Below are 19,701 nucleotides of genomic sequence, written 5' to 3'. Positions count from 1 at the left end.
CAGTGCTCGTCCTCCTCTGTGTTCTGCGGGACACCCGCACCCGGTCGGACTCCGCGAGCCGAAAGGCGGAAAGTGTCGCTCACTCGTCCTCCTCGTCCTCGAACGGCGTGGCTTCCCTGCCGCGCAGCACGATGTCGAACTCGAAAGCCAGCGCCCACTCGGGCACCGTCCGGCTCAGGTCGAAGCGCGAGACCATGCGCTGGCGCGCCTTCTCGTCGGGCACCGAGTTGAAGATCGGGTCCTGGGAGAACAGCGGGTCGTCGGGGAAGTACATCTGCGTCACCAGGCGCTGGGTGAACGCGGTGCCGAACACGGAGAAGTGGATGTGCGCGGGCCGCCATGCGTTGTCGTGGTTCTTCCACGGGTAGGCGCCGGGTTTGATCGTGGTGAACTCGTAGCGGCCCTCGCTGTCGGTGACCGCGCGGCCGACACCGTCGAAGTTGGGATCCACCGGGCAGGGCCAGTTGTCCCAGACGTGCTTGTAGCGCCCGCCCGCGTTGGCCTGCCACAGCTCGACGAGCGAGTTCGGCACCGGGCGGCCGTCGCCGTCGAGCAGCCTGCCGTGCACGATGATCCGCTGCCCCTGCGGCTCCTCGGGGTGCTGCCGCGTCAGGTCGTTGTCGAACTCACCGAGCCTGCCCGGACCGAGCAGCGGCCCGGTGATCTCGGTGAGCTTGTGCGGCAGCAGCACGAGCGGCTGCTTCGGGTGCCGCAGTCCGGTCGACTTGTAGCCCGGCGAGTCCAGCGGAGGGTGCGTCCCCTCCGGATCCCGCCGGTACCTCGGCAGGATGAGACCCGAGTCCGACAACGCGGTCATGAAACCTCCTTGGTTCACGCCTCGAGGACGACGGCCAGCCCTTGGCCGACGCCGATGCAGATGGCGGCCAGTCCCCAGCCGCCGCCCCTGCGCCGCAGCTCGTGCGCCAGCGCGCCGAGGATGCGCCCGCCCGACGCACCGAGCGGGTGCCCGATGGCGATGGCGCCACCGTTGACGTTGACGATCGCGGGGTCCAGCTCGGGCCAGTCGGCCAGGCACGCGAGCGACTGCGCGGCGAAGGCCTCGTTGAGCTCCACCGCGGCCAGGTCGGCCCAGCCGATGCCCGCCCGCCGCAACGCCAGCTCCGCGGCGCGCACCGGGCCGATGCCGAACACGTCCGGGTCGACCCCGGCGGCTCCCCTGCCCGCGACGCGGGCCAGTGGCGTCGCGCCGAGCCGGCCGGCACCGGCCTGGTCGCCCAGCAGCACCGCCGACGCTCCGTCGTTGAGCGGCGAGGAGTTCCCGGCCGTCACCGTCCCCTGTGGACGGAAAGCGGGCTTGAGCTTGCCGAGCTTCTCCAGGCTCGAATCGGGCCGGATGCCCTCGTCGCGCGCGAGGTCGGTGCCGGGCACGGGCACCACGTGGCCGTCGTGGAAGCCCGCGTCCCACGCCGTGGCGGCGTTGACATGGCTGCGCAGGGCGAACTCGTCCTGCTCGTCGCGGCCGATGCCGTAGCGCTCGGCGAGGATCTCGGTGCTCTCCCCGAGCGAGACCGTCCACTGCCGCGGCATCGCCGGGTTCACCATGCGCCAGCCGAGCGTGGTGGAGTACATCGTCTCGTGGCCGTTGGGAAAAGCCTTGCCCGGCTTGGGCAGCACCCACGGGGCGCGGCTCATCGACTCCACGCCACCGGCCACCACCACGGAGGCGTCGCCGACCGCGATCGTGCGGCTCGCCTGTATCGCCGCGTCGAGCCCCGATCCGCAGAGCCGGTTCACGGTGCCGCCGGGCACGCTCGTCGGCCAGCCTGCCAGCAGCGCGGCCATGCGGGCGACGTTGCGGTTGTCCTCGCCGGCGCCGTTGGCGTCGCCGAGCAGCACCTCGTCGACGGCGGAGGGGTCGAGGTCGCCGCGCTGTGCGAGTGCGCTCAGCACATGCGCGGCGAGGTCGTCGGGCCGCACGCCGGACAGCGCGCCGCCGTAGCGGCCGAAGGGCGTGCGGACCGCGTCGAGCACGAAGACGTCGCCCGTCACTTCGCCTCCTTCAGCGCGCGCAGGGTGGCCAGCTCGGTCTCGCTCGGCGAGTCGGTGCGGGACAGCTCCGGTGAGACCGTGAGGTCCCAGCCGGTCGCCTCGCGCACCTGCTCCACCTCGACGCCCGGGTGCACCTGGCTGAGCACCAGTTCGCACGTCTCGGGGTCGGGACGGAAGATGCCGAGGTCGGTGATCACCAGCGTGGGACCGGCGCCGGGCAGGCCCAGCCGCTCGCGGTCGCCCTTGCCGGAACCGTGGCCCACCGAGGTCACGAAGTCGACCTTGTCGACGAAGCTGCGCTTGCTCTGGCGCACCACCACGTACACCTCGCGGCACGACGCGGCGATCTCGGGAGCGCCACCCGCGCCGGGCAGCCGGACCTTCGGGTTGGCGTAGTCGTCACCGATCACGGTGGTGTTGATGTTGCCGAACTTGTCGAGCTGCGCTGCGCCGAGGAAGCCGACGTCGATGCGGCCGGGCTGGAGCCAGTAGTTGAACACCTCGGGCACACCGATCACGGCGTCGGCGGTCTCGGCGAGGATGCCGTCGCCGATCGAGGCGGGCAGCCGGTCCGGTTTGGACCCGAGGGTGCCCGACTCGTAGATCAGCACGAGGTCGTGGGCGTGCGTGCGCCGCGCGAGGTTCGCGGCGGTGGAGGGAAGGCCGATGCCCACGAAACAGCGCTGCCCGGCGCCGAGCGCCCTGGCCGCGGCGATGGACATCATCTCGTCGGAGGTGTAGGTCTGCGCGTCGGTCGTCGTGCTCACTTGTCCGTCACCTCCATGTCGAACACCTTCTCGCGGAGCCAGTCCTCGAACGAGTCCCTCTTCCGCCCAATGGAATCCCATTCCTCGTAGTAGGCGTTGTCGCGGTCGTAGTAGCCCTGCGCGTACGAGGGGTGGGCGCCGTGCGGCGCCTCGGCGACGCACGTGACGGCCCAGCTCGGCAGGATCACCTGACCCGGGACCGGCTCCAGCTCGTCGACGACCTCCTCGACGGTCACCAGGCTGCGCTTGGCGGCGAGGACGGCTTCCTTCTGCACGCCCACCAGCCCCCACATCTGCACGTTGCCCGCACGATCGGCCCGCTGCGCGTGGATGACCGAGACGTCGGGGTTCAGCGCGGGAACCGCGGCGAGCTGCTCACCGGTGAAGGGACACGTGATCTGCTTGATCGTGTCGGTGTGCTTGGGCAGATCCGTGCCGGAGTAGCCGCGCAGCACCGCGAACGGCAGCCCCGAGGCACCCGCGACGTAGCGGTTGGCCATGCCCGCGTGGCTGTGCTCCTCGATCTCCAGAGGCACCGGCCACTCGTTCTGCACGGCGTCGCGGAACCGGTGCAGCGAGCCGACTCCGGGGTTGCCGCCCCACGAGAAGATCAGCTTGCGCGCGCACCCGGCGCCGATGAGCTGGTCGTAGACGATGTCGGGCGTCATCCGCACCAGCGTGAGGTCCTTGCGCCGCTGGCGGATGATCTCCTGGCCCGCCGCGTGCGGGATCAGATGCGTGAATCCCTCCATGGCGACCACGTCGCCGTCGTGCACGAGCCTGCCGACCCCCTCGGCCAGCGAAACGATCTCTGCCACGTTGCCACACCTCGATGTTCGCATTACGCACACAAGTTCTACATATGAACTTATCCGCCTCATCCCGCCCGCGTCAACGCAGTGAAGGGCACCTTTACTGCGTTGGATGCAGTAAAGGTGCCCTTCACTGCATGGGTGCGTCGGTGAACCCGCCAGTAAGGTGTCCTTCACTGCAGTGATGAACAGGAGTGGTGGATGACGCGGCCACGGATCGTGGTGACCAGGAAGATCCCGGAAGCGGCAGTGGAGATCCTGCGCGAGGCCGGAGACGTGTGGTCGCCGGAACCGGACCGCCAGCTCCCCGTCGAGGACCTGCACCGCGCGGCCGAAGGCGCCGACGCGATCGTCAGCACACTGCAGGACCCGATCGACGCCGGACTGGCCGACGCCGCCGGAGCGCGGCTCAAGGTCGTCTCGACCGTCGCCGTCGGCTACGACAACATCGACGTGCCCGCGCTCACCGACCGCGGCGTCGTCGTCACCAACACCCCCGGCGTGCTCACCGACGCCACCGCCGACCTCGCCTTCGGGCTCCTGCTCGCCGTCACGCGCAGGCTCGGCGAGGGCGAGCGGCTGCTGCGCGCCCGCGAGCCGTGGTCGTTCCAGCTCGGCTTCATGCTCGGCTCAGGACTGCAGGGCAAGACGCTCGGCATCGTCGGACTCGGCCAGATCGGGCAGGCCACGGCCCGGCGCGCACGCGCGTTCGGCATGGACATCGTCTACTCGGGCCGCCGTCGCGCGCCCGAGGACGTGGAGCGCGAGCTGCGCGCCACCCACGTCGACGGCGACGAGCTGCTGCGCACGGCCGACATCGTGTCGCTGCACTGCCCGCTCACGCCGCAGACCCGGCACCTGATCGACGCCGACGCGCTCGCGGCGATGAAGAGCTCGGCGTACCTGATCAACACCACCCGCGGCCCGGTCGTCGACGAGGGCGCGCTCGCCGAAGCGCTCGCCAACGGTGTCATCGCGGGCGCGGGCCTCGACGTGTTCGAGCACGAGCCCGACGTCCACCCGGGCCTGCTGGAGCTCGACAACGTCGCGCTCGCCCCGCACCTCGGCTCGGCGACGGCCGAGACCCGCACCGCCATGGCCGTGCTCGCGGCCCGCAACGCCGCCGCCGTGCTCGCCGGCGACGAACCCCTGACCCCGGTGAAGGGATGAACTGCATGCGCGTGGTGATCGCACCCGACAAGTTCAAGGGCAGCCTCACAGCGGTGGAGGCGGCCTCGGCCATCGGCGAGGGCGTGCGCGACGTGCTGCCCGACGCCGAGGTGGTCGAGTATCCGGTCGCCGACGGAGGCGAAGGCACCCTGGACGTCCTGCTCGCCGCGGGCGGCAAGCGCGTGGACCTGCGCGTCACGGGACCGCTGTCCGAGCAGGTCGACGCCTGGTACGTCGTGCTCGACGGCACCGCCTACCTGGAGTCGGCGCGCGCGTGCGGCATCGAGTACGTGCAGCCCTCTCCCGAGGTCTCGCTGGCCGCGCACACCTACGGCGTCGGCGAACTGGTGGCCCACGCGCTCGCGGGCGGCGCCAGGCGCATCGTGCTCACCGTCGGCGGCACGGCCAGCACCGACGGCGGCTCCGGCATGCTGCGCGCACTCGGCGCCATGCTGTTCGACACCGACGACCGGCCGTTCGAGTTCGGTGGCGGGCCGCTCGGCGCCGTCGCCGCCGTGGACCTGAGCGCCGTGCGCGAGCAGCTCGGCGACGTGGTCGTGCGCGTGGCCACCGACGTCACCAACCCGCTGCTCGGCCCCGACGGCGCCGCGGCGGTGTTCGGGCCGCAGAAGGGCGCGAGCCCTCGCGAGGTCGAGCAGCTCGAGGCGTCGCTGCGTGCCTGGGCGAGGGCGCTCGAGCGCGCGGGCACCATCGCGCTGGGTGACGTGCCCAGCGCGGGCGCGGGCGGTGGCGTCTCCGGTGGCGCCATGGCCGCGCTCAACGCGACGGCCGAGTCCGGTTTCGAGCTCGTGGTCGAGCTCACCGGCGTGGCGGACGCCCTGCCGGGCGCCGACCTGGCGATCACCGGTGAGGGCTCGCTCGACGAGCAGAGCCTCGCGGGCAAGGCACCCGCCGGGATCGCCGCGCTGGCGCGGCAGCACGACGTCGACGTGCTCGCCATCGCGGGCCGCGTCGCGCTGACGGACGATGACCTCGCCGCCGCGGGCATCGCGGGCAGCCGCGCGCTCATCGACCACGCACCGTCGCTGGAACACGCCCAGCGCGAGGCCTATCCGCTGCTGCGCGAGCAGAGCGCCGAGCTGGTCAGGCAGTGGCTGGTGGCCAGGGGCTGACCACGCACTAGGGCTGGAGCAGGACCTTGATCGCGCGGTCCTGCTTCTTCTGGAAGATCTCGTAGCCGTGCGCGGCCTCGTCCAGCGGGAGCCGGTGCGTGGCGAGATCCTCGACGCCCAGCGGATCGGCCTCGCCCGTGACCAGCGGCAGGACGTCGTCGATCCACGCCTTCACGTTGGCCTGACCCATGCGCAGCTGGATCTGCTTGTCGAACAACGTCATCATCGGCATGGGGTCGACCATGCCTCCGTACACACCGGACAGTGAGATCGTGCCGCCCCTGCGCACGATGTCGATCGCGAGGTGCAGCGCGCTCAGCCGGTCGACCCCGGCCTTCTCCGTGACCTTTGCCGCGACGGGGCTGGGCAGCAGGCTCGCGAACTGCTGGACCAGCGTGCCGAACGGAGCGCCGTGCGCCTCCATGCCGACGGCGTCGATCACCGAGTCGGTGCCCCTGCCGTCGGTGCGATCGCGGACGTAGTCGGCGAGATGCTTGTGCTCACGCAGATCGATCGTGTCGACCCCGTGCCGCCGCGCCATCTCCAGTCGCTCGTCGACGAGATCGACGCCCAATACAGTGCCCGCGCCGCGGAACCTGGCGATCCGGGCCGACAGCTGCCCGATCGGCCCGAGCCCGAGCACGGTCACACTGCCGCCCTGAGGAATACCGGCGTACTCCACGGCCTGCCATGCCGTCGGGACCACATCGGACAGATACAGGAACCGTTCGTCCGGCGGCCCGTCCGGAACCTTGACCGGGCCGAAGTGTGCCTGCGGCACGCGCAACAGCTCCGCCTGCCCGCCGGGGACCTGGCCGTACAGCTTCGTGTAGCCGAACAGGGCCGCGCCCTTGCCGTGCTCGCGCACCTGCGTGGTCTCGCACTGCGTGTAGAGCTTCTGGTCGCAGTACCAGCAGTGGCCGCACGAGATGGTGAACGGCACCACCACGCGGTCGCCCTTCGCCAGGTTCGGCACCGCACTGCCGACATCCTCGACGATTCCGATGGGTTCGTGGCCGAGGATGTCACCCGGGTCCATGAACGAACCGAGCACCTCGTACAGATGCAGGTCCGAGCCACAGATCGCCGTCGAGGTCACCCTGATCACCGCGTCGGTCGGTTCGCGCACCCGCGGGTCGGGGACCTCCTGCACGCGCACGTCCCGTTTGCCGTGGTAGGTCACGGCCTTCATCGTCGGCCTCCCTCCGCGTCGGGTCCGGTACGCGGTGGATACCCCGGATCGCTCAGCCCGACTCCCCAGCGGCGCGCCCGGCGGCGGTCGGCAGCACGACCGGCGGGCTCGGGGAGATCAGGAGCCCGCGGAGATCGACCCCCGCAGAAACGCCGGATGTCCATTGAGGACCGTCAAGCGACACGACACGGCTGGGATGGTCACCGTCCCCACGAACCGCGGGGACGGTGACCGGCCACTCGCCCGGTCAGGCCTCCGGCTGCTGCATCACAGCGAAGTTCAGCTGGCCCTGGTCGTCCTGCTGGACGTCGAGCACCTTGTCATCGAGGAACGAAGCCGCCTGGGGCTCAAGGAAAACCCGAGCACCGCTGTTGGTGCCGAGAACCTCGTCGCCCTCCTCGGGCGCCGGGGCGATCGACAACGCGAGCTGAGCCCCAGCGTCGCTCTCCTCCCGCACCGCGAACCGCAGTCCTGCGGCCTCCTGACCGTCCTGGGAGGTCAGAGCACTGATCGCCTCGACGGCAGCGTCAGTCATCGCAAGCATGTTCGGTGATTCCCTTCGGTTGCTTTCGTGCTGCCACCCCCCACCGTAGGAGAACATGCGCGAACGCGCCGCCCGGCCACCCCGGCGCGTCACCGCTCGATGGCCACGGCCACCGTCGCGGGATCGTGCGCCGGTCCGGGTGGTCGTTCGACGTCGGCGCCGTCGCGGGCTCGCGTGCCCGGCCGGCCGAGCGGCCGTTCTCGCTGCGCACGCGCCCGAATGTCCTTGCAGGGCAACGGCTGTCCGCCGCGGCGTCGGGGCGCCGGGCGGGCGGGGAACTCCGGTCCCCGGCGGGCCACGGTTGGCTCGCGGCTGCCCACCCTCACGAATTCTCTTGTGAATACCTGGTTTCCCGCAGAGTGGTCGCGCGAAACGGAAATGTTTCACCGCGCCGACCCGCCGGGGCTCAGTCCAGGTCGGCGCTCAGGACGTCGGCCCACATCAGCGCGTGCATCGCCACGTCGATCCTCGCCAGCGGATCGGGATCGGCGGCCACGAGGCCGAGATGGAAGTGCGTGTCACCGGGGGCCGCGTTGAGCGAGGCGAGCACCGCTCGCAGCAGCGCCCGCAGCGCGGGTGGCACGTCGTCGATGGACACGGCCTCGTCGTCGCCGTTCACCACATCGGCCACGAAGACACCGCACCCGGGGCGGGCACGGTGTTCGAGGCCGCGCACGACGAGCCCGACCAGCTCGGCCAGCACCGGTTCGAAGAGGTGCCGCTGCGGCCCGTACGACCCGGCGAGACCGGTCAGCACCGTGGTGAGGTCGTCGACGTCGCCGAGCCGCACATCCATCAGCAACTGGTCCGCGAGCCCGCGGACCGGTACCTCCCCCGTACTCACCAGTCCCCGCCTATAGGAGTCCGGATGGCGTCGGCGACCGAGCCGCCCGCCTGGTCCGCGTTCTGGCCCCGGCGGATCGCGGGGCCGCGTGGTTCCCGGGGGGAGTCCTCGGGGGCCACCGGTTCGGCGTCCTCGGTGACGTGGTCGATCGAGTCGTCCAGCTCGGTCGCCGGGGTCGCCGCCACTGGACGCTCGGGCACGTCCCGTTCACCGACGTCGGGCCGCTCCTCACTCAGCCGCTGATCGAGGCTCTCACCCTGCCGCTGCTCGAACGGCGTGGTGCCGAACCGGTCCGCCGCGCTCCAGTGTTCGGGCGGCTCGACGCCCTCCTCCAACGGGTCCACCCGCAGGCTGTCCTCGTCGAGATCCTCCGCGCTGCTCAGCGCGGCGGGGTCGGTCTCGACGGGGTCGGGTGAGCCCGTGTCCTGCGAGGACGCCGCGGATTCCTTGCCGTCGTTCATTCTGGCTTTCCTTCCCAACAGCTCGGGTACGGCTGTACCCGTGGGCCAGGCGCGACAAACGCGTCGCGGCCCCCCTGACGAGCGAGGTTGCGCCGGGCCTGGAAGGATTCCTACGGTTGGGGTCACGGTTGAGAACACAGCCGGAACTGAGGCGGACCATCGGCGAGCGTGCTCGCCTGGATGGGTTCCGCCGATCCCGCTTGTTCCCATCCGACCCTACGGAGGGCCAACCGTGCGAAGTACCGAATCCGACGGCCTCGCCGCCGAGGCGGCGGCCGCCCGAACAAGCTCCCTCGACATCCACGGGCTGCGGATCGAGGCCGACCACCGGCCCGACGGCATCGTGCTGGCCCGCGTCTCCGGGGAGGTCGACCTGCTGTCGGCCCCCGATCTCCGCGCCTGGATCCAGGAGGAGGTCGCTCCGCCGAGCAGCCTCGTGCTCGACCTCGACGGCGTGGGTTTTCTCGGCTCGGCCGGCCTGTCGGTGCTCGCCGAACTGGCCGAGCGCTCGATCGGCCAGCAGTTGCGCTGGGCGATCGTGGCCAGCAGCCGGGTCGTGCTCCGCCCGCTGGAGGCGACCGGGCTCGCCGCCCAGATGCCGGTTCACCCCACCCCGGACGACGCGGTGAGGTCCCTGGCCGCCGAGAACTGAAACGAAGGCCACACCGTTTAGACACTTGTCCAACTTCACGAGTTTGTGAATAACGAGTAGCGTCCCGCACATGGCATCGGTGACCGCGTCACCCGGCGAGCCCCGGCCCGCCGCGCTGGCGCGCATCCGCCATGGGTGGGTCCGCTACGCCCTGCTCTACCTCGCCGCGGGGGCGACGACGACGGGACTGCAGGCCCTCGTGTATCTCGCCGCGCGGGCCCCGTTCGACCCGCAGGCGGCCAACCTGGTGGCCATCGGGCTGACGACGTTGCTCAACACCGAGTTCCACCGGCGCATCACCTTCGCGAACAGCGAGAGCCCACCCGCACGCAGGCATCTGCAGACCGTCCTCACGTTCGCGTACTACGCGGCCGCCGGATCGGTGGCGCTCGGGGCGCTCGACGCGCTGAGCGGCTCGCCCACGCGACTGGAGGAGACCACCGTGCTGGTGGCGACCAGTCTCGCCGGCGGCATCTGCCGGTTCCTGGTACTCCGTTCGTGGGTGTTCGTCTCTCGCGTGAAGATGGACTCGTGACTGATCGCGACGACTCCAGCGCCGACACCGAACCCGACTACCGATTCACGCTGGCCAACGAGCGAACCTTCCTCGCCTGGATCCGGACCGCGCTGGGCCTGGTCGCTGGCGGGGTCGCGGTGCACCAGCTGGTCCCGGGACTGGCCTCGGCGGGCCCGAGGACCGGGCTGGCGACGCTCTGCATCGCGCTGGCCGCCGTGCTCGCCATCGCCAGCTACCCGCGCTGGCGTGCGGTCCAGCTCGCCATGCGCAGGGGTTCCGCGCTGCCGCGCAGCCTCATGCTGATCGTGCTCGCGTGTGGCGTCTCGGTGCTCACGATCTTCGCGGCAGTGCTGGTGCTCGTCGGATGACGGACGGGCTGCAACCCGAGCGCACCGGGCTGGCGTGGCAGCGCACGGCCCTGTCCACCGCCGCGTGCGGACTCCTGCTGCTGCACGCCGCGGCCCGCTCCGGCTGGGGCACGCTGGCCGTACCCGCCGTGGTGGCCAGCGCGAGCGCCATCGTGCTCGCGGTCGTCGGCTGGCGCCGTGAGCGCGTGCTCCGGCGCGACCCGGAACCGCCTCCGCCCAGCCGCGCGCTGATCCTCGGCGTGGCCTTGCTGGTCAGCGCCACCGCACTCACCAGCCTCGCGACGTTTCTGCGCTGAGCGCGCCAGCGCGTTCGTGCAATCGGGGCAACTTTTGTTGATATCTGGATTACCCGCTTGGACGCCTCTAGCATTACGCACAGTGGTCACCGGGCAGGTTGGCTCCCCGCACCTCCGGCCCGAGACCGAAACCCCGACAGCCCGCCGTCCTGGACCCCGGCGGCTACCGCATGTTCATGGTCTGGGAGCCGGCTATGGAAAGTGTCGCCACAGTTCTCGCCCCCGTCGCCGTCAAGGCGGGCAGCGAACCGCAGCCCCACAGGGGCGAGCAACAGCAGCAACTCACGAAAGCCGAACTCGACCCGGTGGTGCAGGCCGCTGCCGCCGGGGACGACTCGGCGGTCGCGACGCTGCTCACCATGATCACCCCCATCGTCACGCGCTACTGCCGCGCGCGCCTCGGCAGGCGTGACCTGTCGTACGTGTCGGCGGACGACGTCGCACAGGAGACGTGCGTCGCCGTACTGCGCGCGCTGCCCACCTATCAGGACCGGGGCGGCTCCTTCTTGTTTCTGGTGCACGCCATCGCGTCGAACAAGGTGTCCGACGCGTTCCGGCTCGTCTCCAGGGAACGCTCCGACCCGACCCCGGAGGTCCCGGAACCCGGCATCGGCGACAACGAGCCGGAACGCCGCGCGCTCAACACCGACCTCGGGCACCGGCTCAACACACTGCTCGCGCGGTTGTCCCACAACCAGCGCGAAATCGTGATCCTGCGCATCGTCGTCGGGCTCTCCGCAGGCGAAACCGCGGAGGCACTCGGCCTCTCCCCCGCCAACGTCCGCACCTCACAGCACCGCGCGCTCGCCCGGCTTCGCGCGCTCGTCAGCCAGGACGGCGGCTTCTGACCCCCGCGCGAGAGCGCACGGACGATCACTCCCCAGGGCCGATGTAGGGCCACCGGCGCGCCATCTTTAGAGTTGTCTCAACACGCGGTTGAGCAAGCAGCCGCAGCGCGCCAGGTGAGTCTCCGGCCGAGAAACCCGAGAGCCTCCCGGCGTTCGCGCGAAGCGAGGCGCTGCACGCTTGCACCGGCCGTGGTCTGCCCGGCTGGTCCAAACCCGTGAGTGACCCCGTGTTCGCGCCTGTCTTCGCGACTGCCGACCGAGGGAGCCACCCATGACATCCACGCACACCCTGCCGATCCCACCGCGCGGTCCCGCGCTCTGAACCGGGCGGTCCGACGCGTGGGGCACACCCGGGAAACTCGTGGCGGAGACGCGGATCTGCTCACCCAGGTCACCGACCTGCAGCAGGAACTCGACGGCCTGCGCCGCGCATTGCGCACGCGCGCCACAATCGAGCAGGCAATGGGCGTGCTCGTCGCCACGCGGCGTTGTCCGCCGCAGGACGCGTTCAAGATCCTCGTCCGGCTTTCCCAGCAGCACAACATCAAGCTGCACCGCATCGCCCAGGCGCTCGTCGAACTGGCTCAGCGCGTCGAGCAGGCCCAGCTCGATCCGCTACTGCACGAGGCCGCAACGAACGGCACGCTGCCCGGCGACGCCGATGGTGATGGGACGGTGTCCGCGAACGCGAGTGACGACGCAGTGCTGCGGCAGGCGCACGTGCTCGCCTCCGCGAGTGACGACGACGTCGACGACACACTGACGGCGCTGTACCAGGTGCTGGTCGATCACGGCTGGGTTCCGCCCCACGACGTGCTCAGCCGTTTGCGAGTGCGGGCTTGAACACCGCTGCCCGCGCCGCTTCCCGCAACGCGGGTAGCGGCACCCGCTTGGCGGTGTCGAGGAACTCGTCCTGGTGCTCGCCGCCGATCTGCCCGAGGGGCAGGTCGCTGAAGCCCGCTTTCCAGAACGGGGCGGCCGCGGCGACGATCCGCTCGGAGTCTGGACCACCAGGGACGGACGCCGTGACGTAGTTGGTGTGGCCGCCGTCGAAGAGATCGTTGAGCATCTCGTGCCGGACGTTGGCCGGGGCCGGCCCCCGCCGATCACGTGCTCGTTGAGGTTCTCGCCCGCTCCGAGGCCCCGCAGGAACGGGCCAGCTCCTGGGTCGTCGCGGCCTTCTGGGCCACGACGGCAGGGTGGTACCGCCTCGTCGGGCACGTCACGAAGGTCATGAGCTCCACGCGCCGGGTGGACTGAGTCACCGCCCCCAGGTGCTCCACGCATACGGCGCATGCCCCTGCTCATCGAGCCAGGGCGAGTGGTGATCGCTCATGACCTCGAAGTCGAAACCGGCCTGCTCCGCCGCGGCGGCGCCCGCCACCAGCTGCCGCGGCCCCGCCTGTTCAGTGAGCAGGGTGTAGCCGAACCGCACGCACTCCCCCTCGTTTCCTGGAGTTCCTCAGCCGAGTGCCGGCTCGACGACCACCGGCTCGGCGACCACCGGCTGAGCGTCGGTCTTGCGCCGCGCGATGGCGTCCCGCCGCTCGGTCTCGTCCAGACCGCCCCAGACGCCGAACGGCTCCTGCACGGTCATGGCGTGGTTCCGGCACTGGACGATCACCGGACAGGTCCGGCAGATCTCCTTGGCGCGAGCGACCCGGTCGGCTCGCGCGAAGCCGCGCTCTCCGTCAGGGTGGAAGAACACGGCGCTGTCGAGATTGCGGCAGTTGCCCTGCCGCTGCCATTCCCAGACCTCCGCGACGGGAGTGGGCAGGCGGGACGTATCGGTCATGCGGTCACCTCCGTGGAAGAGTGCGTTGCGCGCTCGCGCGCGCGGTTTACCCCGGTTTCCGGGAACTCACACCTCATGGCGGCCCCCATCCCCCAGCCGGGTCGTCCTCGTCGTCGAGTGGGACCGATTCGGCCTGGTCGGCGGCGTCTGCCGGATCCGCCTCCAGCGGCACGGAGAGCTCGGCGCGCTCCGCGTCGGCCTCCCGCCGGCACGCCACTGTTCCTCGGCGTCGGAGCGCGGAACCAGGTCGTCGTGCTGGGTCATGATCGGGATGTACCCCGCCCGCGCGGTTCTCAATCCGTACCGTTTCGGGGGTACCGCAAGTACCCCGTACCTCGGGTACCCTTCGCCGCGTGACGGACGGAGCGGACGACCCCGGAGACGGCCGCAGCGCACGCTGGCGCGAGCACCGTGAAGCGAGGCGGGCGCAGTTCGTCGACGCCGCGTTCCGGGCGCTCGACCGGCTGGGTCCCTCCGCGGGCATGGCCGACATCGCCAGAGAGGCCGGGGTCGCCAAACCCCGGCTCTACAGCCACTTCGCCGACAAGGCCGCGCTGCACGACGCCGTGTCGCGGCGGACGTTCGCCCTCGTGCGCGATCGCCTCGCGCCCGCGCTCAGCGGACCGGCGCCGATCAGGGAACGCGTGAGCGAGAGCGTGCGCGCCTATCTCGGCGTGCTCGGCGAGCACCCCAACGTGTTCCGGTTCGTCTGCGCGGCCAGGGCCGGGCGCCAGGCCAGCGAGGAGCGCACGGCGGCGGCCGGGCCCGTCGCGGCGATGCTCGGCGAGTACCTGCGGGCCTTCGGCGTCGAGTCCGAGGGCGCCTCACCCTGGGCCCACGGCATCGTCGGCGCCGTCGAGGCGGCGGGCAACTGGTGGCTCGACCACCCCGAGCTGCCCGAGGAGCAGCTCGCCGACTACCTCACCACCCTCGTCGCGGGAGCGATCGAGGCCGCACTGCGCTCGGAGGGTGTCGCTCTCGGCCCCGACGAGCCGGTGGACCTGCACAGGAAGGACACCCATGGCAGCCACCCGTGAGCACGACATCGTCCTGTTCGGCGCGACCGGCTTCACCGGCGGGCTCACCGCCGAGTACCTCGCGCGCCACGCGCCCGCCGAATGCCGCTGGGCCCTGGCCGGCCGCGATCGCGCCAAGCTGCAGCGCACGCGCGAGCGGCTCGCGGCGATCAACCCTGCCTGCGCTGACCTGCCGTTGCTCACCGCCGACGTCACCGATTCCACGTCGCTGCGTGCCGTCGCCGAATCGGCCCGCGTGGTGATCACGACCGTCGGGCCCTACCTCCAGTACGGCGAGCCGCTGGTCGCCGCGTGCGCGCAGAGCGGCACCGACTACGTGGACCTCGCCGGCGAGCCCGAGTTCGCCGACCGCACCTATCTCGACCAGCACGCGACCGCGCAGCGCACCGGCGCCCGGATCGTGCACGCGTGCGGCTTCGACTCCATCCCCTACGACCTCGGGGTCTACTTCACGGTCGGCAAGCTGCCGAAGGACGTCCCGCTCACCGTGACCGGCCAGATCAAGGTCAGCGCCCAGTTCTCGGGCGGCACCTACTCCTCCGTGCTCGCCGCGTTCTCGCGGGCCAGGCAGATGGCGCGCACCGCCAAGGCACGGCGCCGCGCCGAGCCGTGGCCGAAGGACCGGGCGATCCACACCCCGTTCGGCAGGCCCTCCAAGGACCCCGGCACCGGCCGCTGGCTGGTGCCGCTGCCGACGATCGACCCGCAGATCGTCGCCAGGTCGGCGGCGGCGCTGCCGCGCTACGGACCCGACTTCACCTACCGGCACACCGCGGTCGTCAAGCGCCTGCCCACCATCGTGGTCGCGGGCGCGGGGCTCGGCGTGCTCGCGGTGCTCGCCCAGATCCCGCCCGCCAGGAACCTGCTCGGCAGACTGCGCAAGCCGGGCGAGGGACCGGGTGAGCGGCAGCGGGCGAAGTCCTGGTTCAACGTCCGGTTCACGGGCGAGGGCGGCGGCACGAAGGTGGTCACCGAGTTCGCGGGCGGCGACCCCGGCTACGACGAGTCGGCGAAGATGCTCTCCGAGTCGGCGCTGTGCCTCGCCTTCGACGACCTGCCCGCGACCTCAGGACAGGTCACCACCGCCGTCGCGATGGGCGACGCGCTGCTGGAGCGGTTGCAGGCCGCGGGGCTGACGATCCGCGAGCTGGACTGAGCGGCTCAGGCGACCAGCCTGCGGACCACGGCGTCGGCGAGCAGCCTGCCCCGGTCGGTCAGCACCGCCCTGCCCTCGGCGATCCCGCGCTCGGTGAGCAGCCCCTCGGCCACGGCGGCGCGCGCCTCGCGCACGCCGTCGTCGTCGAGCGCCGACAGCGGCAATCCCTCGACGAGCCGCAGCTCGAGCATCACGCGCTCGAGGTGCCGGTCGGCGTCGGTCAGCAGCTCGTGGCCTGCGACCGGCGCCTCACCCTCGGCGAGCACCGAGGCGTAGCGCGCGGGGTGCTTGACGTTCCACCAGCGCACGCCGCCGACGTGACTGTGCGCGCCCGGACCGGCGCCCCACCAGTCCCCGCCGAGCCAGTAGCCGAGGTTGTGGCGGCACCGGGCACGCTCCGTGGCCGCCCAGTTCGACACCTCGTACCAGTGCAGCCCCGCCGCGCCGAGCAGTTCGTCGATCAGCTCGTAGCGGGAGGCCAGCACATCGTCGTCGGGTGCGGGCAGCTCACCCTTGCGCACCTTGCGCGCCAGCGCGGTGCCGTCCTCCACGATCAGCGCGTAGGCGGACACGTGGTCCACCCCGGCGTCGAGCACGGCTTCGAGCGAGCCGCGCAGGTCCTCGGGACGCTCGCCCGGCGTTCCGTAGATGAGGTCGAGGTTGACGTGCGCGAACCCCGCCGCCCTGGCCTCCTTCGCGGCCGCGACCGGCCTGCCGGGCGTGTGCACGCGGTCCAGCACGCGCAGCACGTGCCGCGCCGTGGACTGCATGCCCAGCGAGACGCGCGTGTAGCCGGCCTCGCGCAGGCCCGCGAAGAACTCGGGCGACGTCGACTCCGGGTTGGACTCGGTGGTCACCTCGGCGTCGTCGGCGAGCCCGAACGAGCCGCGCACGGCGCCGAGCACGGCGGCGAGTCCCTCGGCGCCCAGCAGCGACGGCGTGCCGCCGCCGACGAACACGGTGTCGGCGGGCGGCGGCCCACCGAGCAGGTCCGCGGCGAGGTCGAGCTCGCGGCGCAGGCCCTCGAGCCACGACTCCGGCGAGGCCGCGGTGCCGAGCTCGCCCGCGGTGTAGGTGTTGAAGTCGCAGTAACCGCAGCGGGTGGCGCAGAAGGGAACGTGGACGTACACGCCGAACGGCCGCGTTCCCAGTCCGCTGCGCGCGGAGGGAGGCAGGACGAACCGGTCGGGGGCTGCGGTGGTGCTCACCGCTCCAGTCTTCCACCGGCCTCGCCGGGCCTCGCGCACGCCGCCGACGTGCGCCTATGACGTTGCTCCCACCATGCGGGCGCATCTGGACCACATACTGAGCAGGTGGCACTCTGAGGCCATGACTTCAGCAGGTGTCGCTCTCGTGGTTCGCCGCCACGTCGACTACCTGCGCGTCTCCAGCAGTCTCTGCCGGCTCTGACCTACCGCGTCATTTGCCCGTTTCCGGACAACGTGACGCCGGTGTGCCGCGAACTGCTCCCACCACGGCCTCGTCCAGGGCGCTCCGGCACGCGCGGCGTCGTCCACCGCGATCACCCGCCCTGGAGGACAGGACACATGGCCCCGAACGCAGGCCGCCCCACCCGGACCAAACAGCGTCGCGGTGAGGGTCAGTGGGCCCTGGGCTACCGCGAGCCGCTGAACCCGAACGAGCGCTCGAAGAAGGACGACAACCCCCTCAACGTTCGCGCCCGCATCGAGAACATCTACGCACACGGCGGCTTCGACTCCATCGACCCCGGCGACCTGCGGGGCCGCTTCCGCTGGTACGGCCTCTACACGCAGCGCAAGCCCGGGATCGACGGTGGCCGCACGGCGACGCTGGAGCCCGAGGAGCTCGACGACAGCTACTTCATGCTGCGCGTGCGCCTCGACGGCGGCGCGCTCACCACCGACCAGCTCGCGCTGCTCGGCGAGATCTCCCAGACCTACGCGCGCGATACCGCCGACATCACCGACCGGCAGAACATCCAGTACCACTGGATCCGGGTCGAGGACATGCCCGCGATCTGGGAGAAGCTCGAGGCCGCCGGCATGACCACGATGGAGGCGTGCGGCGACAGCCCCCGCGTCATCCTCGGCTCGCCCGTCGCCGGCATCTCGGCCGACGAGGTCATCGACGGCACGCCCGCGATCGACGAGATCAAGCGGCGTTACGTGGGCGACCCGCAGTACGCCAACCTGCCGCGCAAGTTCAAGACCGCCATCTCCGGCCAGCAGGACGTGGCCCACGAGATCCACGACATCGCGTTCGTCGGCGTCGAGCACCCCGAGCACGGCCCCGGCTTCGACGTCTGGGTCGGCGGCGGGCTCTCCACCAACCCGATGATCGCGCAGCGGCTCGGCGCGTGGATCCCCCGCGACGAGGTGCCCGACGTGTGGGCCGGGGTCATCGGCATCTTCCGCGACTACGGCTACCGCAGGCTGCGCTCCCGCGCGCGCATCAAGTTCCTGGTGAAGGACTGGGGAGCCGAGAAATTCAGGGAGGTGCTCGAGAAGGAGTACCTCGGGCGCGCACTCGTCGACGGCCCCGCGCCGGAGGCGCCGGCGCGCCCGATCGACCACATCGGCGTGCACCGGCAGACCGACGGCCAGTTCTACGTCGGCGGCGCGCCGGTCGCGGGCCGTTCGTCGGGCTCGATGCTGCTCGCGGTGGCCAAGGCCGCCGAGCGGGCGGGTTCGGGCCGCGTCCGCCTGACCCCGCAGCAGAAACTCGTGGTGCTCGACGTCCCCGAGGCCGAAGTGGACGGGCTGAAGACCGAGCTCGCCGAGGCCGGGCTGCAGACGGAGCCGTCCCCGTGGCGCCGCAACGTCATGGCCTGCACCGGCATCGAGTTCTGCAAGCTCGCGATCGTCGAGACCAAGGCGAGGGCCGAGCGGCTCGTCGCCGAGCTCGAGGAACGGCTCGCGGGAATTCAGGACGGTCTGGACAATCCGGTCACCGTGCACCTCAACGGCTGCCCGAACTCCTGCGCCCGCATCCAGGTCGCCGACATCGGCCTCAAAGGTCAGGTCGTCACCGACGACGAGGGCAACCAGGTCGAGGGTTTCCAGGTGCACCTGGGCGGCGGGCTCGGGCTCGATTCCGGATTCGGCCGTAAACTTCGAGGACACAAGGTGACCAGCGCCGAGCTGACCGACTACGTGGAGCGGGTGGTACGGAACTATCTCGCGGGCAGGACTACCGGCGAGAGGTTCGCCCAGTGGGTCACCCGCGCCGAGGAAGCCGAGTTGAAGTGACCGAATCCACTCCCACCCGGGCTACGGCCTTCTACTGTCCGTACTGTGGCGACGAGGATCTCCGACCGGAAGAGAACGGCGCCTGGCTGTGTTCGTCCTGTCGGCGGGTGTTCTCGGTGACTTTCATCGGCCTGCAGATACCGGAGGTGACCCGATGACCGCGGCGGCATCGACCGAAGAACTGAAGGCACTGGCGGAGAGTGCGTCCGAGCGGCTTGCGGACGCGAGCGCGGACGAGGCGCTGCGCTGGGCGGTCGAGCAGTTCGGCGACGACCTGATCGTCGCCTCGAACATGCAGGACGCAGTGCTGGTCGACCTGGCGACCAAGGTGAAGTCCGATGTGGATGTGCTGTTTCTCGAGACCGGCTACCACTTCGCCGAGACCATCGGCACCCGCGACGCCGTCGCGATGGTCTATCCGGACATCACGGTCGTCAACGCCCAGGCAGAACAGACCGTCGCCGAGCAGGACGCCGAGTACGGGCCGAAACTGCACGACCGCGACCCGACCCAGTGCTGCCATCTGCGCAAGGTGGTTCCCCTGCGCAAGACGCTGTCCGGCTACTCGTGCTGGGTCACGGGTGTACGCAGAGTAGACGCACCCACCAGGGCGAACACACCGATCGTGACATGGGACGATCGCAACGGCCTCGTGAAGGTCAACCCCATCGCGGCCTGGAGTGACGAAGAGTTCAACGGCTACATCGCCGAGCACGGGATTCTGCAGAACCCGCTGGTCGACGACGGTTACCTCTCGATCGGTTGCGCACCGTGCACCGCGAAGGTGGCGGCGGGTGCCGACCCGCGCAGCGGCCGCTGGGCCGGGAAGTCCAAGACCGAGTGCGGGCTGCACGCCTGAGGAAGGATGT

23 protein-coding genes and 1 pseudogene are annotated in these 19,701 nt (G+C 71.0%); 13 read left to right on the top strand and 11 right to left on the bottom strand.

Annotation, left to right across the window (positions count from 1 at the left end):
• Positions 1–79: 79 nt before the first annotated feature.
• The 4 genes from pcaH to JHE00_RS19360 are packed head-to-tail and all read right to left on the bottom strand — an operon-like array spanning position 80 to position 3,595.
• A complete protein-coding gene (gene pcaH / locus JHE00_RS19375) occupies positions 80–817 on the bottom strand; it encodes a protocatechuate 3,4-dioxygenase subunit beta (protein ID WP_200319993.1) in 738 nt (245 codons plus the stop codon).
• Between the two features lie 14 nt (positions 818–831).
• Positions 832–2,010 carry a thiolase family protein gene (locus tag JHE00_RS19370; RefSeq protein ID WP_200319991.1) on the bottom strand — a complete coding sequence of 393 codons (1,179 nt, stop codon included), beginning with the start codon at positions 2,008–2,010 and terminating at the stop codon, positions 832–834.
• On the bottom strand, positions 2,007–2,735 hold the full coding sequence (locus JHE00_RS19365; RefSeq protein WP_230424640.1) for a CoA-transferase subunit beta: 729 nt from the start codon (positions 2,733–2,735) through the stop codon (positions 2,007–2,009). Before JHE00_RS19365 ends, JHE00_RS19370 begins: the two co-directional genes overlap by 4 nt.
• Positions 2,736–2,773: 38 nt before the next feature.
• On the bottom strand, positions 2,774–3,595 hold the full coding sequence (locus tag JHE00_RS19360; RefSeq protein WP_200319987.1) for a CoA transferase subunit A: 822 nt from the start codon (positions 3,593–3,595) through the stop codon (positions 2,774–2,776).
• 195 nt (positions 3,596–3,790) lie between these two features.
• On the opposite strand from JHE00_RS19360, the gene JHE00_RS19355 reads away from it, so the two are divergent.
• Positions 3,791–4,759, top strand: a complete 969-nt coding sequence (locus JHE00_RS19355) for a 2-hydroxyacid dehydrogenase (protein ID WP_200319985.1) — start codon at positions 3,791–3,793, stop codon at positions 4,757–4,759.
• Between the two features lie 5 nt (positions 4,760–4,764).
• Positions 4,765–5,892, top strand: a complete 1,128-nt coding sequence (locus JHE00_RS19350; protein WP_200319983.1) for a glycerate kinase — start codon at positions 4,765–4,767, stop codon at positions 5,890–5,892.
• A gap of 7 nt (positions 5,893–5,899) precedes the next feature.
• Here JHE00_RS19350 and JHE00_RS19345 read toward each other — a convergent pair whose 3' ends face one another.
• From JHE00_RS19345 to JHE00_RS19330, 4 genes are all read right to left on the bottom strand, one after another.
• On the bottom strand, positions 5,900–7,084 hold the full coding sequence (locus JHE00_RS19345) for a zinc-dependent alcohol dehydrogenase (protein ID WP_200319981.1): 1,185 nt from the start codon (positions 7,082–7,084) through the stop codon (positions 5,900–5,902).
• 247 nt (positions 7,085–7,331) lie between these two features.
• Complete coding sequence (locus JHE00_RS19340; RefSeq protein WP_200319979.1) at positions 7,332–7,628, bottom strand: HesB/IscA family protein; 297 nt, start codon at positions 7,626–7,628, stop codon at positions 7,332–7,334.
• A 406-nt stretch (positions 7,629–8,034) separates the two neighbouring features.
• Positions 8,035–8,472: a hypothetical protein gene (locus JHE00_RS19335; RefSeq protein WP_307832018.1), complete on the bottom strand. Its 438-nt coding sequence runs from the start codon at positions 8,470–8,472 to the stop codon at positions 8,035–8,037.
• Positions 8,469–8,933, bottom strand: a complete 465-nt coding sequence (locus JHE00_RS19330) for a hypothetical protein (RefSeq protein ID WP_200319977.1) — start codon at positions 8,931–8,933, stop codon at positions 8,469–8,471. The genes JHE00_RS19335 and JHE00_RS19330 overlap by 4 nt, the downstream gene beginning before the upstream one ends.
• Before the next feature lie 232 nt (positions 8,934–9,165).
• On the opposite strand from JHE00_RS19330, the gene JHE00_RS19325 reads away from it, so the two are divergent.
• The 6 genes from JHE00_RS19325 (at position 9,166) to JHE00_RS19300 (ending at position 12,457) form a co-directional block, all read left to right on the top strand.
• Positions 9,166–9,585 carry an anti-sigma factor antagonist gene (locus JHE00_RS19325; protein ID WP_200319975.1) on the top strand — a complete coding sequence of 140 codons (420 nt, stop codon included), beginning with the start codon at positions 9,166–9,168 and terminating at the stop codon, positions 9,583–9,585.
• 70 nt (positions 9,586–9,655) lie between these two features.
• Positions 9,656–10,120 (top strand): GtrA family protein, encoded by a 465-nt coding sequence (locus tag JHE00_RS19320; protein WP_200319973.1) that lies wholly within the window; start codon positions 9,656–9,658, stop codon positions 10,118–10,120.
• The gene (locus tag JHE00_RS19315) at positions 10,117–10,470 is read left to right on the top strand and encodes a YidH family protein (protein ID WP_200319971.1); all 354 of its coding nucleotides are present in this window, start codon (positions 10,117–10,119) and stop codon (positions 10,468–10,470) included. The genes JHE00_RS19320 and JHE00_RS19315 overlap by 4 nt, the downstream gene beginning before the upstream one ends.
• On the top strand, positions 10,467–10,766 hold the full coding sequence (locus JHE00_RS19310; protein WP_200319969.1) for a DUF202 domain-containing protein: 300 nt from the start codon (positions 10,467–10,469) through the stop codon (positions 10,764–10,766). Before JHE00_RS19315 ends, JHE00_RS19310 begins: the two co-directional genes overlap by 4 nt.
• 194 nt (positions 10,767–10,960) lie before the next feature.
• Positions 10,961–11,614 (top strand): RNA polymerase sigma factor ShbA, encoded by a 654-nt coding sequence (shbA, locus tag JHE00_RS19305; protein ID WP_200319967.1) that lies wholly within the window; start codon positions 10,961–10,963, stop codon positions 11,612–11,614.
• Between the two features lie 339 nt (positions 11,615–11,953).
• Positions 11,954–12,457 carry an ANTAR domain-containing protein gene (locus JHE00_RS19300; protein ID WP_200319965.1) on the top strand — a complete coding sequence of 168 codons (504 nt, stop codon included), beginning with the start codon at positions 11,954–11,956 and terminating at the stop codon, positions 12,455–12,457.
• Here the strand turns inward: JHE00_RS19300 and JHE00_RS19295 are convergent.
• Together JHE00_RS19295 and JHE00_RS19290 are read right to left on the bottom strand one after the other, a co-directional pair.
• Positions 12,432–13,049, bottom strand: a pseudogene (locus tag JHE00_RS19295) (LLM class flavin-dependent oxidoreductase). The gene JHE00_RS19300 and the pseudogene JHE00_RS19295 overlap by 26 nt on opposite strands.
• Before the next feature lie 27 nt (positions 13,050–13,076).
• Entirely contained in the window at positions 13,077–13,409 is a 333-nt protein-coding gene (locus tag JHE00_RS19290) for a WhiB family transcriptional regulator (protein ID WP_200319962.1), read from the bottom strand.
• A gap of 353 nt (positions 13,410–13,762) precedes the next feature.
• On the opposite strand from JHE00_RS19290, the gene JHE00_RS19285 reads away from it, so the two are divergent.
• The gene (locus JHE00_RS19285) at positions 13,763–14,446 is read left to right on the top strand and encodes a TetR/AcrR family transcriptional regulator (RefSeq protein WP_200319960.1); all 684 of its coding nucleotides are present in this window, start codon (positions 13,763–13,765) and stop codon (positions 14,444–14,446) included.
• Positions 14,430–15,602 (top strand): saccharopine dehydrogenase family protein, encoded by a 1,173-nt coding sequence (locus JHE00_RS19280; protein WP_200319958.1) that lies wholly within the window; start codon positions 14,430–14,432, stop codon positions 15,600–15,602. Before JHE00_RS19285 ends, JHE00_RS19280 begins: the two co-directional genes overlap by 17 nt.
• Positions 15,603–15,607: 5 nt before the next feature.
• On the opposite strand, the gene hemW is transcribed toward JHE00_RS19280, so the two are convergent.
• Complete coding sequence (gene hemW, locus JHE00_RS19275; protein ID WP_200319956.1) at positions 15,608–16,810, bottom strand: radical SAM family heme chaperone HemW; 1,203 nt, start codon at positions 16,808–16,810, stop codon at positions 15,608–15,610.
• A gap of 339 nt (positions 16,811–17,149) precedes the next feature.
• On the opposite strand from hemW, the gene JHE00_RS19270 reads away from it, so the two are divergent.
• The 3 genes from JHE00_RS19270 to JHE00_RS19265 are packed head-to-tail and all read left to right on the top strand — an operon-like array spanning position 17,150 to position 19,691.
• On the top strand, positions 17,150–18,832 hold the full coding sequence (locus JHE00_RS19270) for a nitrite/sulfite reductase (RefSeq protein ID WP_200319954.1): 1,683 nt from the start codon (positions 17,150–17,152) through the stop codon (positions 18,830–18,832).
• On the top strand, positions 18,829–18,990 hold the full coding sequence (locus JHE00_RS35155; protein WP_307832017.1) for an Insertion element protein: 162 nt from the start codon (positions 18,829–18,831) through the stop codon (positions 18,988–18,990). Before JHE00_RS19270 ends, JHE00_RS35155 begins: the two co-directional genes overlap by 4 nt.
• A complete protein-coding gene (locus tag JHE00_RS19265) occupies positions 18,987–19,691 on the top strand; it encodes a phosphoadenylyl-sulfate reductase (protein WP_200319952.1) in 705 nt (234 codons plus the stop codon). Before JHE00_RS35155 ends, JHE00_RS19265 begins: the two co-directional genes overlap by 4 nt.
• Positions 19,692–19,701 lie beyond the last annotated feature (10 nt).

It is taken from the genome of Prauserella cavernicola (assembly GCF_016595675.1).
In the GTDB taxonomy this organism is placed as follows: domain Bacteria; phylum Actinomycetota; class Actinomycetes; order Mycobacteriales; family Pseudonocardiaceae; genus Prauserella_A; species Prauserella_A cavernicola.
Note: the sequence above shows the minus strand (reverse complement) of the source record. Positions and strands in the feature narration are given on the sequence as shown.

Bases quoted from the DNA above. Each gene is read 5' to 3' on its own strand.
- JHE00_RS19270 (WP_200319954.1), top strand. From the start codon at position 17,150: ATGGCCCCGAACGCAGGCCGCCCCACCCGGACCAAACAGCGTCGCGGT.
- JHE00_RS19355 (WP_200319985.1), top strand. From the start codon at position 3,791: ATGACGCGGCCACGGATCGTGGTGACCAGGAAGATCCCGGAAGCGGCA.
- JHE00_RS19345 (WP_200319981.1), bottom strand. From the start codon at position 7,084: ATGAAGGCCGTGACCTACCACGGCAAACGGGACGTGCGCGTGCAGGAG.
- pcaH (WP_200319993.1), bottom strand. From the start codon at position 817: ATGACCGCGTTGTCGGACTCGGGTCTCATCCTGCCGAGGTACCGGCGG.
- JHE00_RS19265 (WP_200319952.1), top strand. From the start codon at position 18,987: ATGACCGCGGCGGCATCGACCGAAGAACTGAAGGCACTGGCGGAGAGT.
- JHE00_RS19330 (WP_200319977.1), bottom strand. From the start codon at position 8,933: ATGAACGACGGCAAGGAATCCGCGGCGTCCTCGCAGGACACGGGCTCA.
- JHE00_RS19310 (WP_200319969.1), top strand. From the start codon at position 10,467: ATGACGGACGGGCTGCAACCCGAGCGCACCGGGCTGGCGTGGCAGCGC.
- JHE00_RS19350 (WP_200319983.1), top strand. From the start codon at position 4,765: ATGCGCGTGGTGATCGCACCCGACAAGTTCAAGGGCAGCCTCACAGCG.
- shbA (WP_200319967.1), top strand. From the start codon at position 10,961: ATGGAAAGTGTCGCCACAGTTCTCGCCCCCGTCGCCGTCAAGGCGGGC.
- JHE00_RS19280 (WP_200319958.1), top strand. From the start codon at position 14,430: ATGGCAGCCACCCGTGAGCACGACATCGTCCTGTTCGGCGCGACCGGC.
- JHE00_RS19340 (WP_200319979.1), bottom strand. From the start codon at position 7,628: ATGCTTGCGATGACTGACGCTGCCGTCGAGGCGATCAGTGCTCTGACC.
- JHE00_RS19290 (WP_200319962.1), bottom strand. From the start codon at position 13,409: ATGACCGATACGTCCCGCCTGCCCACTCCCGTCGCGGAGGTCTGGGAA.
- JHE00_RS19365 (WP_230424640.1), bottom strand. From the start codon at position 2,735: ATGATGTCCATCGCCGCGGCCAGGGCGCTCGGCGCCGGGCAGCGCTGT.
- JHE00_RS19320 (WP_200319973.1), top strand. From the start codon at position 9,656: ATGGCATCGGTGACCGCGTCACCCGGCGAGCCCCGGCCCGCCGCGCTG.